Genomic DNA, 15,967 nt, shown 5'->3' with positions numbered 1-15,967 from the left:
TGTGGGTAGCCGCAACATGGTTCATAGAGCTTGCATGTTGCTTATGTTACGTCTCTCGAAAGAGATTCCCGCCAGATTGGCAATTGCAGCAGGTACGAGATGTCGGGTCACGGCAAGTTGGAAGAGAATTCAGAGACTGATGAGGGCTTTTCCTTTGGCGCAGTTTTCCGGCGCTATCGCACTCCGCTGACGGCTCTTGCCACGCTCCTCATTTTTTGCCTTGTCGGCTACGCGATCATGCAGCTGACAGATGAAGTGCGCTATGACGACGTCGTCGAGGCCCTGGCGGAAACCCGGCTGAGTTCGATCCTGCTCGCCTTGTTCTTTACCGCGCTGAGCTTTATGGCACTCGTCTTCTACGATCTCAACGCAATCGAGTATATCGGCAAGCGGCTGCCTTTCCCGCATGTCGCGCTCACGGCCTTCAGTGCCTATGCGGTCGGTAACACCGCTGGTTTCGGCGCGCTTTCGGGTGGAGCGATCCGTTACCGCGCCTATACGCGGCTTGGGCTTTCGCCTGAAGATATCGGCCGCGTCATCGCCTTCGTGACGCTGTCCTTCGGCCTTGGCCTTGCTGCCGTGTCGGCGATCGCGCTTCTCATCATCGCCGATGAGATCGCGCCGCTGATCAGTGTCAGCAGCCTGTGGCTTCGTATCATCGCGGCTGTCATCTTGGCGATTCTCGGCTCCCTCATGGTGCTCGGCCGCGAGGGCCGGGTGATCGAAATCGGGTCGATCGCACTTCGCCTGCCGGATTCGCGCACCTGGTCGCGTCAGTTCCTGGTGACTGCCTTCGATATCGCAGCTTCCGCCACGGTGCTTTACGTGCTCCTGCCGCAGACGGCGATCGGCTGGCCGGTGTTCCTGGCGGTTTATGCGATTGCCGTCGGGCTTGGCGTGCTGAGCCATGTGCCGGCGGGCCTCGGCGTTTTTGAAACAGTCATCATTGCTTCGCTCGGCAGCGCGGTAAATATCGATGCCGTTCTCGGCTCATTGGTGCTCTACCGTCTGATCTATCATGTGCTGCCGCTCTTGATCGCCATCCTTGCGGTCTCCGCCACGGAGCTACGCCGCTTCGTGGATCATCCGGCTGCTTCCAGCGTTCGGCGCATCGGCGGGCGGCTGATGCCGCAGCTTCTTTCGGCGCTGGCGCTGCTCCTGGGCGTCATGCTGATCTTTTCGAGCGTGACGCCGACGCCCGATCAGAATCTCGAATTCCTCTCCAATTATCTGCCGCTGCCGATGGTGGAAGGCGCGCATTTCCTCTCCAGTCTGCTCGGCCTTGCACTTGTCGTTGCCGCCCGTGGCCTCGGCCAGCGGCTTGATGGTGCCTGGTGGGTGGCGGTGTTTTCTGCCGTTGCCGCTCTGACGCTCTCGCTGCTGAAGGCGATTGCCCTTGTCGAGGCGGCCTTCCTCGCCTTTCTGGTCTTCGGCCTATTCGTCAGCCGCCGGCTCTTTACCCGCCATGCTTCGCTTCTCAACCAGGCGATGACGGCATCGTGGCTGATGGCGATTGCCGTGATCATCGTCGGCGCGGTTGTCATCCTGCTGTTCGTCTATCGCGACGTGGAATACAGCAACCAACTCTGGTGGCAGTTTGAATTCGCGGCGGAAGCGCCGCGCGGACTGCGTGCCGTACTCGGCATCACCATCATTTCCTCGGCGATCGCCATTTTCAGCCTGTTGCGGCCGGCGACCTTCAAGCCGGAACCGGCGGATGAGGAGGCGGTCCGCCGCGCTGTGGAGATCGTCGAGAAACAGGACAGTGCGGACGCCAATCTGGTGCGCATGGGCGACAAGTCCATCATGTTCTCGGAAAAAGGCGATGCCTTCATCATGTATGGCCGGCAGGGCCGCTCGTGGATCGCACTGTTCGATCCGATCGGCGACCATCATGCCGTGCAGGAACTGGTCTGGCGCTTCGTGGAAGCGGCGCGCGCCGCCGGCTGCCGTGCCGTCTTTTACCAGATCTCGCCGGCGCTGCTCTCGCATTGTGCGGACGCGGGCCTGCGCGCCTTCAAACTCGGCGAACTTGCAGTGGCTGATCTGCGTACCTTCGAGATGAAGGGCGGCAAATGGGCGAACTTGCGCCAGACCGCAAGCCGCGCCCAGCGCGACGGTCTGGAATTCAGTGTTGTCGAACCCGTCGATATCCCCGGAATCATCGACGATCTCTCGGCCGTTTCCAACGCGTGGCTCGAACATCACAATGCCAAGGAGAAGGGCTTCTCGCTCGGCGCCTTCGATCCGGACTATGTGGCGTCGCAGCCGGTCGGTGTTCTCAAGAAGGACGGCCGGATCGTTGCCTTTGCCAATATCCTTGTCACCGCGGCGAAAGAGGAGGGGACGATCGACCTGATGCGCTTCTCGCCTGATGCGCCGAAGGGGTCTATGGACTTCCTGTTCGTGCAGATCATGGAATATCTGCGCACCCAGGGTTTTACGCATTTCAACCTCGGCATGGCGCCCCTCTCCGGCATGTCGAAACGCGAGGTGGCGCCCGTTTGGGACCGTATCGGCGGTACCGTCTTCGAACACGGCGAGCGCTTCTACAACTTCAAGGGGCTTCGCGCCTTCAAATCCAAGTTTCATCCGCACTGGCAACCGCGCTATCTTGCGGTTTCAGGAGGGGGCAATCCGATGATCGCATTGATGGATGCGACATTACTGATCGGCGGCGGATTGAAAGGGGTAGTGAGAAAATGATGAAAAAGTTACTGTTTGCTGCTGCGTGCGTCAGCATGCTCGCGGCTGCGCCGTCCTATGCTGCGGATGAAACCACCCAGACCTTCGAGACTGGCCTTATTCCTTCGCCGCATATCTTCCTGCCGCAGGGCGAGGTGAAGGGCGCCGTCTTTCTGATTTCGGATGCAGCCGGCTGGGGAGACAATGAAAAGACCGAAGCAGACCGTCTGGTTTCGCAGGGTTCCGTCGTCATCGGCGTCGATTTTCCGTCCTATATGGAAGCGCTGAACCGCTATGACGTCAGTCTCAACGACGGCTGCATCTACACGGTTTCCGATATTGAGTCGCTCAGCCAGCAGGTGCAGCGCGCCGCCGGCAACAGCCCCTATCACCTGCCGATCGTTGCCGGCATCGGCGAAGGCGGTGCGCTGGCGCTTGCCATTGCCGCACAGACACCCGATGCGACGATCGGCCAGACATTTGCCGTCGATCCGCATGCCGGCATTCCGTTGAGCAAGGAGCTCTGCACCCCGGCCACGAGGAAGGTGGTCGGCGACCGCAGTGTTTATGGGCTCACCGATGGCGCCCTGCCGGATCCTGTTATCGCCACCTTCACGCCTGCTGCCGATAAGGACGGTCGCGCTCACGTGGAGGATCTGAAAAAGGCGCATGAGGCGATCGATATCCGCGACTCGTCCGATGATGCACAGACTGTGTTTGCCGATACGCTCGACGATCTGGTGACGGCTTCGGGCGCCTTCGACAATCCGCTCGGGCTGCCGCTTGCCATTCTCGACGCCAAGCCGAACCTCGATACGATGGCCGTGATTTATTCCGGCGACGGCGGCTGGCGCGATATCGACAAGGAAGTAGGCGGCATGCTGCAGAAGGAAGGCATTCCCGTCGTCGGCATCGACTCGCTGCGCTATTTCTGGACGGAGCGGAAGCCGCAGGAAACGGCCGACGATCTCTCCCGTATCATCGAATTCTACCGCAAACAGTGGAAGGTTAAGCACGTCTTGCTGATCGGCTATTCCTTCGGCGCGGATATCCTGCCCGCTACCTATCAGCTTCTGAAACCTGCCGAAAAGGCGGCAGTAGCGCAGATTTCGCTTTTGTCGCTATCGCACCAGGTCGATTACGTCATTTCCGTCATGGGCTGGCTCGGCCAGAAGACGGATGGGGCAGGCGGCGATCCCATCAAGGATCTCAAGGGCGCCGATCCGAAGCTCGTCCAATGCGTTTACGGCAAGGATGATGATGACGACGTGGCTTGCCCCGCCGTCAAGGATGTTGGCGGCGAGGTCATCGAGCTGCCGGGCGATCATCACTTTGACGAAAATTACGATCTTCTGACCAAGACGATCATTAATGGCCTGAAGGCGCGCCTCAAAGGCTGAGTATTTCTGGCTCAGCAATTCCGAACGCAAAACCGCTGCGCACTTTTGCTGGAATTGCTTTAACGCATCAGCATCTGTTCACTCCAGCCAAGGGCGGCGATCTCGCCGCCCCGAAACCTCGCATCGTCGTCGACGATGAATTCGTCGAGTTGCGGCGGAGCGACGCTGCTGCCGGCCAGCATGGCATGCACCTGTCCGCGGTGATGCGTCTGATGCTGGAAGAGGTGGCTTAGTACATCCTCCATACGTTCTCGCTGGATGCGGCCATCGCGCTGAAGCTCCACGGTCGAAGCAAGCCTCTCGGGTGTCAGCCCTTCGCAGATTGCAACAAGGCGCTGGTCGACCTTCGCCTGTTCTGCGGAGAGCGATCGGATATCGTCAAAGGGTTCTTCGATGTCGAAAGCGCTAAGGCCGAGCGTACCGCCTTCCAGCCCATCGACATAGAACCAGTCGACTGTGAGGATGTGGTTCAGCGTCGATTTGATCGACGGGAAAAAGCTTGTGCGTGTGGCCTCGAATTCACCGGACTTGAGGGTTGCGCAGGCGGCAAGAAGCCGGTTGTTCGCCAGGGCATTGTTGTAGGCAAGCTTTCGGAACATGCGGCAGGGGTCGAAACTCGGCATCGCGTCTCCTCCTTGGAGCATTTCCGTTTATCTCCGAACCACGGAAATGCTTTATCTCTTTGTTTTCACACAACTATGAGTGCATAACCGATTTCACGCTCTTGCTGGAATTGCGCTAGTCCTTGTCGTCGAGATCACCATCGCGCCACACGAGATGGCGGGGTGTGACTGGCAGATTTTCAATCTCGCCGGCAAGGAAATAGGGCGGAATATCGAGCGCGGTCAGGGCCTGGAATGTTGCGGGCACCCATTTGAATTCCAGATGGTTGTCGCCGTCCTCCACCCGATGAATGATCTCATGCGTGCGGAAAGGGAAATTCTCGGGTATTTCCATGAGATAGTAGAAGCCGAGTTCGTGCCACTCGCGGCCTTCATAGTGGAAGAAGTTCTCGACGATCCAGAGCAGGCGGCCGACGGTCACCTCGACACCGAGTTCTTCCATCATCTCCCGCTTCAATGTTTCCTCCGAGGTCTCGCCAATCTCGGCGCGACCGCCGGGGATGGTCCAGAAAGGTTCGTGAACCGCGCGATGGACAAGCAGGTGCCCGTCACGAAAGCCAAGCCCCGCGATGCGGTAGTTGAAGCGCTGGCTGCCTGCATTGAGGCGGACGACGGTTCGCTTGGGCATGACGTTATCCGAGATCGATGACGACAATTTCCGGCGGGACGCCGAAGCGGATAGGCGCCATGGAGCAGCCGAGCCCGCCGGAGACGATAATATTACGGCCGTTTTCGACGATATGGCCATAGGCATAACGGTCGCCATAGCGCGAGGGCACGACTGGCGAATAGCCGAAAAGGCGGATCTGTCCTCCATGCGTATGGCCGGACAGTGTCAGCGATACTCGTTCGGGCACGCGTGGAAATATATCGGGCTCGTGGGCAAGGAGGATAACGGGCGCGTCGTCGGAAACCTGCGCAAGCGTTCCGCCGAGATCGTCGAGGCCTTGCATCCGGCTGCGGCCCCATTTCCTGCCCGGCAGGAGCGCCAGCTGGTCCTCCAGACCCGCCAGCCAAAAGCCATTCCCGTCCTTTTCCAACCGGGTGGCACGGTTGCTGTAAACGGAGATGCCCGCTTCGGCCAAGGCTCTGTGCCCGAAGGTATCGCCTCCGCCAATCTTCTGTGCGGTCCTGTCCTCCCACCAATCATGGTTGCCCATGATAGCATGGACGCCGAGCGGGGCCTTGAGCGTTGCCAGCGCCTTCGACCATTCACTGGAATGGACATAGCGCGTCACCATGTTCATGCCGGCCGCGTAATCGCCAAGCAGGAGCGTGATATCACCTCCCAGTTCGTTGGCGTGGGCGCAGATCGAAGCGATGCGGGCTGTGGACATCCAGGGTTCGCAGGCGTGAAGATCAGCAAGTGCGACAAGCCGCAGCTTGAGGCCGGGCGTCCACCCTGGCGGAGTCAGCGCGTAACGGGAAATCGCGGGCCGGGCGAGTGGTTCATAGGCGAAGGCATATCCGCCGAGTGCCGTGAGGCCGGCAAAGCTGCCGCCCATGAGTTTGAAAAAGCTGCGCCGGCTGATCAATCAATCGTCCTCCCGGAACAACCCGAACTGAGCAGCCTCCATATCCTTCGGCGGCTGCATGCCGAGATGTTTCCATGCGATTGCGGTCAGAACGCGGCCGCGCGGCGTGCGCTGGATAAAACCCTGCTGGATCATATAGGGCTCGATAATGTCTTCGATCGCGTCGCGCGGCTCGGAGAGGCCGGCGGCGATGGTTTCGATGCCGACCGGGCCGCCGCCGAAATTGACGGCGATCATGTTGAGGTAGCGCTTGTCGAGCTGGTCGAGGCCCATATTGTCGACCAGCAGGCGAGTGAGAGCCTCGTCGGCGATCTCGCGGGTGACAGCTTCGGCCCTTGCGACTTCGGCGAAGTCGCGCACGCGGCGCAGCAGGCGGCCGGCAATGCGCGGGGTGCCGCGGGCGCGCCGCGCGATTTCGCGGGCGCCGTCATCGGTCATGCCAAGGCCCATCAGGCGGGCGCCGCGGCGGACAATCAGCTCCAGTTCCTCCACCGTATAAAAGGAGAGACGCACCGGTATACCGAAACGGTCGCGCAGCGGTGTCGTCAGCAGGCCGAGGCGGGTGGTGGCGGCAACGAGCGTGAATTTCGACAGGTCGATCTTCACCGAGCGGGCGGCAGGGCCTTCGCCGATGATGAGGTCAAGCTGGAAATCCTCCATGGCTGGATAGAGGATTTCCTCGACCGCCGGGTTGAGGCGATGGATTTCGTCGATGAAGAGAACGTCGCGCTCTTCGAGATTGGTCAGCAGAGCGGCCAGATCGCCGGCCTTTGCGATGACGGGGCCGGAGGTCGAGCGGAAATTGACGCCGAGCTCTTTTGCCATGATCTGCGCCAATGTCGTTTTGCCAAGGCCGGGCGGGCCGACGAAGAGAACGTGGTCCAGCGCCTCACCGCGGTTTTTGGCCGCTTCGATGAAGATCTTGAGATTGGCGCGCGCCTCCGCCTGGCCGGTGAACTCGTCCAGAGACTGCGGGCGCAGCGTGGTGTCGAAGTCTTCGCCACGCTTTTCCGGCGTTATCAGGCGGGCATCAGTCATTGGGTATTTCCGTTAGAAGCTTGCTCAAGTCCATACACCAAGCGGCCTGCATTGACACCCTGTGGGGCCATCAGCGTGAGAGTTCCCGCAGGCCGAGGCGGATCAGCTTGGCGCTATCCGCATCTTCGCCGGCCGTCTTCATGGCGGCGGCAACCGCATTGGCCGCCTGATCACGCGAATAGCCGAGATTGGTCAAGGCCGAAACGGCGTCGGCAACGGGGGCTGCGGCCACGCCTTCGCCGATCTCCTGCTTGAGGCCGATATTGATCGCCTCGCCGGCAAAGGCGGGCGCCTTGTTCTTCAGTTCGGTGACGATGCGGACAGCAACCTTGGGGCCGACGCCCTGAGCGCGCGAAACGGCGGTTTTGTCCTGCAAGGCGATCGCGTTGGCAAGTTCCGACGGCGTCAGCGTCGAGAGCACGGCAAGCGCCACTTTCGCGCCGACACCCTGCACGCTCTGCAGCAGGTTGAACCATTCGCGCTCGAGCTGCGTCTGAAAACCGAACAGCTTGAGCTGGTCCTCGCGCACATAGGTCTCGATAAAGAGGATGCAGGCTTCTCCGACAGAGCCGAGCTTCGAGAGCGTGCGCCCCGAGCAATAGGCGACGTAGCAGACGCCATGCACATCGACGAGCACATAGTCATCGCCGATCTCGTCTATGGTGCCTTTCAGCTTGCCGATCATGATCTTGTTCCGTCAGGGATGGGTTGCGGAAGCGCCGGCAATCGCCTGGCGCATGCGGTTTGCGCCGCGGTGATGGGCGTGACAGATGGCAATCGCCAGTGCGTCGGCGGCGTCGTTGCCCTTGAACTCGGCCTTCGGCATCAGGATCTTCAGCATCATGTGGATCTGCTGCTTTTCGCCGTGACCGACACCGATGACGGTCTTCTTCACGGCGTTCGGCGCATATTCCGATACGGGCAAACCGGCACGGGCCGGCACCAGCATGGCGATACCGCGCGCCTGGCCGAGCTTCAGGGTTGCGACGGCGTCCTTGTTGACGAAGGTCTGTTCGACGGCTGCCTCTTCCGGCTTGTAGGAATGGACCACATCGGCAAGCCCATCATGCAGCTGGCATAGGCGCGAGGCCAGGTCCATGTCCCCATCCGAAGTGACTGTCCCCGAGGCAACGAAGCGCAGCGAATTGCCGAGCGTATCGATGATACCCCATCCCGTGCGGCGAAGGCCGGGATCGATACCGATGATGCGAATCGTGTTTTGCATGGTTCACCCTATAGCGATGGTGAAATAAGTGCCATCGATATGTGAACAAAACAAAAACATGCCTTGTTTTTGCGGGACCGCATTTACCGCGAATTAAACCGAATGCCTGAATTCTAATCCATCAAATGTGAGAGGAGCCGGCTTTCGCAAAGCTTAAGGCTTCCGATGCTCTGTTTGCAGTTCAACCGGTGGGTGATGTCTCCAGGATGCCACTCGCCGGCGTCGCCGTTCCGGAAGGGTTCGTTTTCATGGCTCAGAGATTTCAGTCCCTGTCCTTCAAGGTGATAGCCACCTTCATCCTGCTGACCACGCTTTCGGTCGCGGTGATCAATATCCTCGCCTATTTCGCCAGCAGCCGCGTTTCCGACGAACAGGCGCTGAAGGCCAAGGAGAGCGTGCTGATCTTCCGCGGCGACATGCTGCAGGACCAACTCGAGCAGCTTGAGAACCAGGCAACCTCGATTGCGCGCATCGAAGCGCTGCAGATGTCGATCACCAACCTGAAGAGCGGTTGGAAGACGATGGAGAAGAGCTCCGGCGATGCTCGCGGTGAGCTGAAAAAGGTCTTCATCACGAACAATCCGAACACGGCCGACCAGCGCGAGAAGCTCGCAAAGCCGGAGGGTCCGAGCGGTTTCTATTATTCGAGCCATGAGAAGACGCAGAGCGAAGTGGCGCGTGACCTCGCCGATACCGCCTTCAACGACCTCTTGATCGTCGATCTCGACGGCACCGTGCTCTATTCCTACAAGAAGAATGACGACTTCGCCGAAAACCTGAAGTCGGACGCCTGGAAATCGACCGGCGCGGGCATCGCCTATGCCAAGGCAATCGAAAACACCACCAAGGCGACGGACGATTCCGCGCCGACGGCCTTCTCCGGCTTGCGTGTCGATGCCGGCAGCGGCAAGTCGGCGATCTTTTATGCCGTGCCGATCGTCAAGCTCGGCCAGGCGAAGGGGCTGATGCTGTTCAAGGTGCGCGACGATGTCGTCACCAGCATTCTGGCAAAGGGTATCGTATCCGGCAGCACGGCAAAGACGGCCATCATTTCGGCTGATGGTTCGGCCGTTGGTCTCAATGCATCCGGCCAGCTTGCGACGCTCGATGCTGCACCGTTCACCTTCATCAAGGACGCGCTTGCGAGTTCTGCGATGACGGTTTCAGATTTCGATCGCGCCGACGGTGCGGCACGCGCCTACGTCCGCGGTACCGATTATCGCGGTGACCGTTTCCTCGTCGTTGAAAGCGTGCTGCTCAGCGAATTGAATGCCGGCTCTATCGAGGTCGCCACATTGCTGACCTCGATCGGCATTGGCGTTCTCGTTGTCATGGCGATTGCCACAGGCCTTATCACCAACTTCCTGTTCTCGCCGCTTGCCCGTCTTGCCGGCGTGACCCGCGAAGTCGCAGACGGCAAGCTCGACGTTGAGATCGGCAGCCAGAACCGCAAGGATGAGATCGGCACGATGGCGAAAGCGCTTGCTCGCTTCAAGCAGTCGCTGATCGAAGGCCGCGAGCTCGAAGCTGCGAGCGAGCAAACGCGCATGCGGACTGAAAGCGAGCGCCAGCAGAATCTGGCTCAGCGCGAGGCGGAGGCCCGCAGCCTGCAGGATGTCGTCGCGGCACTCGATGAGGGGCTTCACTATCTGGCGAGTGGTGATCTGGCCTACCAGATCGAAACCCGCTTCCCGAGCGAGCTCGAAAGCCTGCGTGTGAACTTCAACGAGGCCCTGGCGACGCTCAACGAAACGATGACGGCGATCGGCGGCAACTCCATGGCCGTCCGGGCCGGTTCCGAGGAGATGCGGACGGGCGCCGATGAACTGGCCGGCCGCACCGAGCGCCAGGCAAGCTCGATCACGGAGACGGCCAACGCGATCAGCGCCATCACCCAGTCGGTGCGCGTACAGATCGAACGCGCCGAGCAGGCCGCGCGCATCGCCCGCGATGCCAAGAAGGAGACGATCGGTTCCAGCCAGATCATGCGCGAGACGATCGCGGCGATGGAAGCGATCCAGGCGTCTTCACGGCAGATCAACACCATCATTTCCGTCATCGACGATATCGCCTTCCAGACCAACCTGCTGGCGCTGAATGCTGGTGTCGAAGCGGCACGCGCCGGCGAAAGCGGCAAGGGCTTTGCGGTTGTCGCCATGGAAGTGCGCGAACTGGCGCAGCGGTCTTCGAGCGCTGCCAAGGAAATCTCCAGCCTGTTGCAGAAATCCACCCATGAGGTGGAAAGCGGCGTGGCGCTCGTTGAAAGGGCCGGCGTTGCGCTGACCGGCATCGGTGGTCATGTTGAATCCATCAACGGCCAGATCAACGAGATCATGGAATCCACCCGTGAAGAGGCCGACACCCTGCGGCAGATCAACAGCTCAGTCGCCGAGCTCGATTCCATGACGCAGCAGAATGCGGCGATGGTCGAGGAGACGACGGCTGCAATCCACCGTCTGGCAACCGAAGCTGTGGAGATGGACCGCCAGCTCGGCAATTTCACCCTTGCTGAAGGGTATCAGCAGCAGAGCGCCGACATGCATCTGCTGCGCAAACGGGCGTGATCGCATCATGCTGATCCGGTTCGAAAGACCCGAGGATGCGGATGCCATTCACGAGCTGACGCGGGTGGCGTTCGAGCCGATGCCTTACAGCAACAATACCGAAGCGCGGATTGTCAGGGATCTTCGCGCGTCTGGTGATTTGATACTATCTCTCGTCGCGGAAGAGGGCGGGGAGATCATCGGCCATGTCGCTTTCTCGCCGATCACGATCGGTGATATCGAGGATGGATGGTATGGGCTCGGGCCGATTTCGGTAAAGCCGGAGCGGCAGCGGCAGGGGATCGGCAGAGAGCTGATCCTAAAAGGGCTCGATCTGCTGAGAGAGCGTGACGCGACGGGCTGTGCGCTGATCGGTAATCCCGCCGTTTATCGCGGCGTCGGCTTCGAGAGCGATGGAAAGCTGACATATGGCGACCTCGATACGCGATATGTGCAGCGGATCGTCTTCAAGGGGCCGCCACCTTCTGGCGCACTGAAATTCGCACCTGCTTTCGACGAATGATAGCCACTCATTGCGGCTGCTTTTGTTTGCGCTGCGATTTGGAATAGCGCTACGGCGAACCTACATAGACCACACCCCCATTCTTGCGCGGCAGGTTTCCATGGTTCCCTTTTCCATTCTCGATCTATCCCCTGTGGCCGAAGGCACGACCATCAGCCAATCCTTTGCAGCGTCGAAGCGCATGGCACAGAAGGCCGAGGAGTTCGGCTATACGCGTTTCTGGATGGCAGAGCATCACGGCATGCCCGGCGTCGCGAGTGCGGCGACGTCAGTCATCCTTGGGCAGATCGGGGCGGTGACGAAGACCATCCGCATCGGCTCGGGTGGCGTCATGCTGCCGAACCATGCGCCGCTCGTCATCGCCGAACAGTTCGGCACGCTCGAAGCCTTGTTTCCCGGTCGCGTCGATCTCGGTCTCGGCCGCGCGCCGGGAACGGACATGCGCACGGCGCAGGCGCTCAGGCGCAACCTCGACGCCGGTGCAAATAGCTTCCCCAATGATGTGGTGGAACTCCAGCAGCTTCTCGGTACGCCGATCGAAAACCAGGCGATCCTCGCCGTACCCGGCAACGATTCACACATCCCGATCTGGCTGCTCGGCTCCAGCCTCTACAGCGCCCAGCTTGCGGCCATGCTCGGCCTCCCCTTCGCCTTTGCTTCGCATTTTGCGCCTGACATGCTGCTTGATGCCATCGCGATCTATCGCGACCGGTTCCAGCCCTCGTCGGAACTCGACAAGCCCTATGTGATGGTCGGCGTCATGGGTGCGGTTTCTGAGACGGACGAGGAGGCGCAGTATCACTTCACCTCGGCTCAACAGCAGTTCGTCAATCTGCGGCGCAATGTGCGCGGGCCTTTCCCACGGCCGGTCAGGGATATGGATGCCTTCTGGTCACCGATGGAAAAGATGAATGTCGAGCACACGCTACGCTACGCCGTCGTCGGTTCGCCGGTCACGGCCGAAGCCCAGCTCAATGAATTCCTCAAGGAGACGCAGGCCGATGAGGTCATCATCTCCATGCCGATCCATGATATCGAGGCGCGGTTGAAATCGGTGGAGCTCTTTGCTGGGCTTGGCAACTTCATGCGGGCTGCGGCCTAGCCGCCAGAGCATCCCAGCAAACAAAAACCCGGCGGAATGGCCGGGTTTGTCGATTCAATATCCTGGATGGCTTTAAGCCGAGAGCTTGGCCAGAACTTCTTCGGAGACTTCGAAGTTCGAATAGACGTTCTGGACGTCGTCATCGTCTTCAAGCGAGTCGATCATTTTCAGCAGCGACTGCGCCCTCTCTTCGTCGACCGGTACGTTGTTCTGGGCGCGCCAGACTGCCTTCACGGTATCGGCTTCGCCGAGGGATGCTTCGAGCGCCTTGGCGACTTCGCCGAGGGCTTCGAAGGCGGTGGTGATGTAGTGGCCTTCCTCGTCGGTCTCCACATCATCGGCGCCGGCTTCGATCGCGGCTTCCATGACCTTGTCGGGATCGCCGGCGGACAGCTTGTAGGTGATTTCGCCGACGTGGTCGAAGGAGAAGGAAACCGAGCCGGTTTCGCCGAGTGCACCGCCGGCCTTGGTGAAGATCGAGCGGACGTTGGAGGCGGTGCGGTTGCGGTTGTCGGTCAGGGCCTCGACGATGATCGCCGTGCCGCCTGGGCCGTAGCCTTCGTAGCGGACCTCGTCATAGTTCTCCGTATCGGCGCCGGAAGCCTTCTTGATGGCGCGGTCGATATTGTCCTTTGGCATGGACTGGGCCTTGGCGTTCTGGATCGCCAGGCGCAGGCGGGCGTTCATCGTCGGGTCGGGCAGGCCGGCCTTGGCGGCAACGGTGATTTCGCGCGCGAGCTTGGAGAACATTTTCGAGCGCACGGAATCCTGACGGCCCTTACGGTGCATGATGTTTTTAAACTGTGAATGGCCAGCCATGGCACCCCTGTTCACGTCTCATTGTTCGGAATGGGCCGCCTTATAAGATCGGAAAGGGCGATATTCAAGGAAAAAGCAGCTTTTCGATCCTTCCCTGGCGGCGTGGTGGTGGGCGGAACAAAGCCGAGGAGATGACGTTTTCAACCGACAACACCAGCAGGAAAGGAACGGCAATGGCAAGCTTCACTGAAGCCCGGGAACAACCGGCACGTCAGCTCTGGGATCAGATCAACGATATCAATGCCGGCATGCTTGGTCTTTCAGGCATCGATATGCACATGCAGCCGATGGCACCCAACGTCGATCCGACCACCAATACGATCTGGTTCTATACCAAGACGGATGCCGAACTCGTGCAGATGATCAAACCAGGCAGCCGCGCGCATTTCTGCGTCATCGGCAAGAACCATGATTATCATGCCTGCCTGTCCGGGGTTATCGAGGTGCACCCTGATCCCTCGAAAATCGAGGAGTTTTGGAACTCGGTCGTTGCCGCCTGGTACGAAGGTGGCAAGAAGGATCCAAAGCTGACGATGCTCTCCATGCATGTCGATGACGCCGACATCTGGGTCTCGACCGGCAGCAAGCTGAAATTCGGCTGGGAAATTGCTAAGGCCAATTTCGATGAGGAGAAGATGCCTGACGTCGGCATCAAACGGCATCTGCAATTTGCGTGAGCAAACAGGCCCGGCATGGTCCGGGCCTTTTACTGCACGTCCTTCATCACATAGATCAGAGGCTTTTTCGGCAGCGTGCGCAGCGAAACGGTGATGCTGTTGTCGGGCGCGTAGTTGATGTCGAAACCATTGCCGAACATCGAGATGAAGGCGTTGACCGGCGGGCCGCGGCGATGCATCGGCAAGATCAGCGACGAGCGCAGCCGCTTGATGACGCGGCTCATACTGTCTGCACCCATGGTCAGGCCGCCATCGACCGGCACCATGACCACATCCAGCCTGCCGATTTCAGTGTAATGTGTGTCGGTCAGCTCATAATGCAGGTGGCCGAGATGGCCGATGCAGAGGCCGGCGATCTCGAAGATGAAAATGGAATTTCCGTCCTGCTGCGATCCGCCGAGCCCGTAGCTGAAGCGGATATCCGTCGTCACATTGCGGATATAGGCATCGCCGACGACAAGATTGATCTTCGCCTTGTCGCCGGGAATATCGCTCCAGCCGTGCAGAACATGCTTGATGCCCGGGTCCGGCGTCAGCGTGTAATGCGTCTGATGCGCCTTGTTCATGGTCACGACATCGGGTGTCACCGCGGGTTTGTACCAGCCATTATAATCGGTGGCGATGACAATGCCGCCGGGTGTGTCGATCTCGAAGGTAGAATGGCCAAGGTAGGTGAATTTAACATCTTCGTCCTCGGACACCGCCGGGATTATCGGCGCCGTAACGGAGAAGCTGGCGAAGGTCGCCTTGGGGATAGTCTGCGCGATAGCCTGGCACTGGCTGACAGGTCTGCGGTTTTCCTGGGCTGCGGCAAGGCGCGGTGCGGTGAAAACCGCTAGGCATGCGATAGCGAGGACAAGACAATGCGGCTTCATGCCACCCCTCCGGCGCTTTCACGACGCCCGCGAGGATGCGGCATGCGGTCGCAGCGGTCCAGCCGGCGCATGCTCACAATTGCGTGTTGCAGTGGCCTAGCGCCAGAACTCCGGGATCGTTTCGGCAAGCCGCGGGCCAAGGCGCAGCGGGGCGATCTTTTCGGCCAGACCCGTCGCGTCCGAAATTTCCACGCCGACGCCGCAGATGGTGGCGGGGCCGGTGGCCGCTTCCATACGGCCCTTCGGCATCTTGGAGATGAAGCGGTTCAGCGGTTCTTCCTTGTCCATGCCGAGCGAGGAATCGTAATCGCCGCACATGCCGGCATCCGACATATAGGCGGTGCCGCCATTCAGGATCTGCGCATCGGCGGTCGGCACGTGCGTGTGGGTGCCGACGACGAAGCTGGCGCGGCCATCGACGAAATGGCCGAAGCACTGCTTTTCGCTCGTCGCTTCCGCATGGAAATCGAAGATGATGGCATCGGCCTGCTCCTTCAGCGGGCAGGCGGCAAGGATCGTCTCAGCCGCCTTGAAGGGGTCGTCGAGCTCGGGATGCATGAAGACGCGGCCCATAATGTTGGCGACGAGCACGCGCGCGCCGTTGCGCGCATAGAAAAGACCGGAGCCGCGGCCGGGCGTTCCCTGCGGGTAATTTGCCGGACGCAGAAACTGGTCATGGCGGCCTGCGAAGGCGACGGCATCCTTCTGGTCCCAGACGTGATTGCCGGTTGTCACCACATCGGCGCCGGCATTGATCGTTTCCAGAAAGATGTCTTCGGTGATGCCGAAGCCGCCGGCGGCGTTTTCGCCATTGACGATGACGAAGTCGAGCTTCAGGTCGGAAACCAGACCGGGCAGGCGGTCCCAGACCGCCGTGCGTCCCGTCTTGCCGACCATGTCACCCAGAAATAGCAGTCGCATT

Annotated in this window: 15 protein-coding genes; 6 read left to right on the top strand and 9 right to left on the bottom strand. The window is 60.2% G+C overall.

The genetic code is table 11. The features are described 5' to 3' along the window. The first annotated feature begins 99 nt into the window (after positions 1–99). Both mprF and J2X71_RS17855 read left to right on the top strand, forming a co-directional pair. Positions 100–2,706 (top strand): bifunctional lysylphosphatidylglycerol flippase/synthetase MprF, encoded by a 2,607-nt coding sequence (gene mprF / locus J2X71_RS17860; protein WP_310383471.1) that lies wholly within the window; start codon positions 100–102, stop codon positions 2,704–2,706. Next, the gene (locus J2X71_RS17855; RefSeq protein ID WP_310383469.1) at positions 2,703–4,085 is read left to right on the top strand and encodes an AcvB/VirJ family lysyl-phosphatidylglycerol hydrolase; all 1,383 of its coding nucleotides are present in this window, start codon (positions 2,703–2,705) and stop codon (positions 4,083–4,085) included. Before mprF ends, J2X71_RS17855 begins: the two co-directional genes overlap by 4 nt. Before the next feature lie 59 nt (positions 4,086–4,144). Here J2X71_RS17855 and J2X71_RS17850 read toward each other — a convergent pair whose 3' ends face one another. The 6 genes from J2X71_RS17850 to ruvC form a co-directional block, all read right to left on the bottom strand. Next, positions 4,145–4,708: a DinB family protein gene (locus J2X71_RS17850; protein ID WP_310383467.1), complete on the bottom strand. Its 564-nt coding sequence runs from the start codon at positions 4,706–4,708 to the stop codon at positions 4,145–4,147. A gap of 115 nt (positions 4,709–4,823) precedes the next feature. Continuing rightward, entirely contained in the window at positions 4,824–5,336 is a 513-nt protein-coding gene (locus J2X71_RS17845; RefSeq protein WP_113320853.1) for an NUDIX hydrolase, read from the bottom strand. A 4-nt stretch (positions 5,337–5,340) separates the two neighbouring features. Beyond that, positions 5,341–6,243 (bottom strand): metallophosphoesterase, encoded by a 903-nt coding sequence (locus J2X71_RS17840; protein ID WP_310383464.1) that lies wholly within the window; start codon positions 6,241–6,243, stop codon positions 5,341–5,343. Next, complete coding sequence (ruvB, locus tag J2X71_RS17835) at positions 6,244–7,281, bottom strand: Holliday junction branch migration DNA helicase RuvB (RefSeq protein ID WP_183735182.1); 1,038 nt, start codon at positions 7,279–7,281, stop codon at positions 6,244–6,246. It lies immediately after the preceding gene. A gap of 70 nt (positions 7,282–7,351) precedes the next feature. Next, positions 7,352–7,966 (bottom strand): Holliday junction branch migration protein RuvA, encoded by a 615-nt coding sequence (ruvA, locus tag J2X71_RS17830; protein ID WP_310383457.1) that lies wholly within the window; start codon positions 7,964–7,966, stop codon positions 7,352–7,354. 12 nt (positions 7,967–7,978) lie between these two features. Continuing rightward, positions 7,979–8,506, bottom strand: coding sequence for a crossover junction endodeoxyribonuclease RuvC (gene ruvC / locus J2X71_RS17825; RefSeq protein ID WP_310383455.1), 528 nt, complete (start codon positions 8,504–8,506; stop codon positions 7,979–7,981). Positions 8,507–8,754: 248 nt separating this feature from the next. Here ruvC and J2X71_RS17820 point away from each other — a divergent pair, with 248 nt between their 5' ends. The 3 genes from J2X71_RS17820 to J2X71_RS17810 all read left to right on the top strand — a co-directional run bounded on the left by J2X71_RS17820 (position 8,755) and on the right by J2X71_RS17810 (position 12,674). Continuing rightward, a complete protein-coding gene (locus J2X71_RS17820; protein ID WP_310383453.1) occupies positions 8,755–11,070 on the top strand; it encodes a methyl-accepting chemotaxis protein in 2,316 nt (771 codons plus the stop codon). A 7-nt stretch (positions 11,071–11,077) separates the two neighbouring features. Beyond that, positions 11,078–11,572: an N-acetyltransferase gene (locus J2X71_RS17815; RefSeq protein ID WP_310383451.1), complete on the top strand. Its 495-nt coding sequence runs from the start codon at positions 11,078–11,080 to the stop codon at positions 11,570–11,572. Between the two features lie 100 nt (positions 11,573–11,672). Continuing rightward, positions 11,673–12,674, top strand: coding sequence for an LLM class flavin-dependent oxidoreductase (locus tag J2X71_RS17810; protein WP_310383449.1), 1,002 nt, complete (start codon positions 11,673–11,675; stop codon positions 12,672–12,674). Between the two features lie 72 nt (positions 12,675–12,746). Here the strand turns inward: J2X71_RS17810 and J2X71_RS17805 are convergent, their stop codons facing one another. After that, the gene (locus J2X71_RS17805) at positions 12,747–13,493 is read right to left on the bottom strand and encodes a YebC/PmpR family DNA-binding transcriptional regulator (RefSeq protein ID WP_113323808.1); all 747 of its coding nucleotides are present in this window, start codon (positions 13,491–13,493) and stop codon (positions 12,747–12,749) included. Positions 13,494–13,666: 173 nt separating this feature from the next. Between J2X71_RS17805 and J2X71_RS17800 the strand changes: the two genes are divergently transcribed. Beyond that, a complete protein-coding gene (locus J2X71_RS17800; protein ID WP_113323807.1) occupies positions 13,667–14,170 on the top strand; it encodes a pyridoxamine 5'-phosphate oxidase family protein in 504 nt (167 codons plus the stop codon). A 29-nt stretch (positions 14,171–14,199) separates the two neighbouring features. Here the strand turns inward: J2X71_RS17800 and J2X71_RS17795 are convergent, their stop codons facing one another. Together J2X71_RS17795 and J2X71_RS17790 are read right to left on the bottom strand one after the other, a co-directional pair. After that, positions 14,200–15,045, bottom strand: a complete 846-nt coding sequence (locus J2X71_RS17795; protein ID WP_310383445.1) for an MBL fold metallo-hydrolase — start codon at positions 15,043–15,045, stop codon at positions 14,200–14,202. A gap of 96 nt (positions 15,046–15,141) precedes the next feature. Continuing rightward, positions 15,142–15,966 carry a TIGR00282 family metallophosphoesterase gene (locus tag J2X71_RS17790; protein WP_007827096.1) on the bottom strand — a complete coding sequence of 275 codons (825 nt, stop codon included), beginning with the start codon at positions 15,964–15,966 and terminating at the stop codon, positions 15,142–15,144. Between the last annotated feature and the right edge of the window lies 1 nt (position 15,967).

This window comes from Rhizobium sp. 1399, assembly GCF_031455475.1.
Classification (GTDB): domain Bacteria; phylum Pseudomonadota; class Alphaproteobacteria; order Rhizobiales; family Rhizobiaceae; genus Rhizobium.
This window is presented reverse-complemented; position numbering and strand designations above follow the sequence as displayed.

Coding starts and splice junctions, on each gene's coding strand:
- mprF (WP_310383471.1), top strand. CDS start 100: ATGTCGGGTCACGGCAAGTTGGAAGAGAATTCAGAGACTGATGAGGGC.
- J2X71_RS17855 (WP_310383469.1), top strand. CDS start 2,703: ATGATGAAAAAGTTACTGTTTGCTGCTGCGTGCGTCAGCATGCTCGCG.
- J2X71_RS17850 (WP_310383467.1), bottom strand. CDS start 4,708: ATGCCGAGTTTCGACCCCTGCCGCATGTTCCGAAAGCTTGCCTACAAC.
- J2X71_RS17845 (WP_113320853.1), bottom strand. CDS start 5,336: ATGCCCAAGCGAACCGTCGTCCGCCTCAATGCAGGCAGCCAGCGCTTC.
- ruvB (WP_183735182.1), bottom strand. CDS start 7,281: ATGACTGATGCCCGCCTGATAACGCCGGAAAAGCGTGGCGAAGACTTC.
- ruvA (WP_310383457.1), bottom strand. CDS start 7,966: ATGATCGGCAAGCTGAAAGGCACCATAGACGAGATCGGCGATGACTAT.
- ruvC (WP_310383455.1), bottom strand. CDS start 8,506: ATGCAAAACACGATTCGCATCATCGGTATCGATCCCGGCCTTCGCCGC.
- J2X71_RS17820 (WP_310383453.1), top strand. CDS start 8,755: ATGGCTCAGAGATTTCAGTCCCTGTCCTTCAAGGTGATAGCCACCTTC.
- J2X71_RS17815 (WP_310383451.1), top strand. CDS start 11,078: ATGCTGATCCGGTTCGAAAGACCCGAGGATGCGGATGCCATTCACGAG.
- J2X71_RS17810 (WP_310383449.1), top strand. CDS start 11,673: ATGGTTCCCTTTTCCATTCTCGATCTATCCCCTGTGGCCGAAGGCACG.
- J2X71_RS17805 (WP_113323808.1), bottom strand. CDS start 13,493: ATGGCTGGCCATTCACAGTTTAAAAACATCATGCACCGTAAGGGCCGT.
- J2X71_RS17800 (WP_113323807.1), top strand. CDS start 13,667: ATGGCAAGCTTCACTGAAGCCCGGGAACAACCGGCACGTCAGCTCTGG.
- J2X71_RS17795 (WP_310383445.1), bottom strand. CDS start 15,045: ATGAAGCCGCATTGTCTTGTCCTCGCTATCGCATGCCTAGCGGTTTTC.
- J2X71_RS17790 (WP_007827096.1), bottom strand. CDS start 15,966: ATGCGACTGCTATTTCTGGGTGACATGGTCGGCAAGACGGGACGCACG.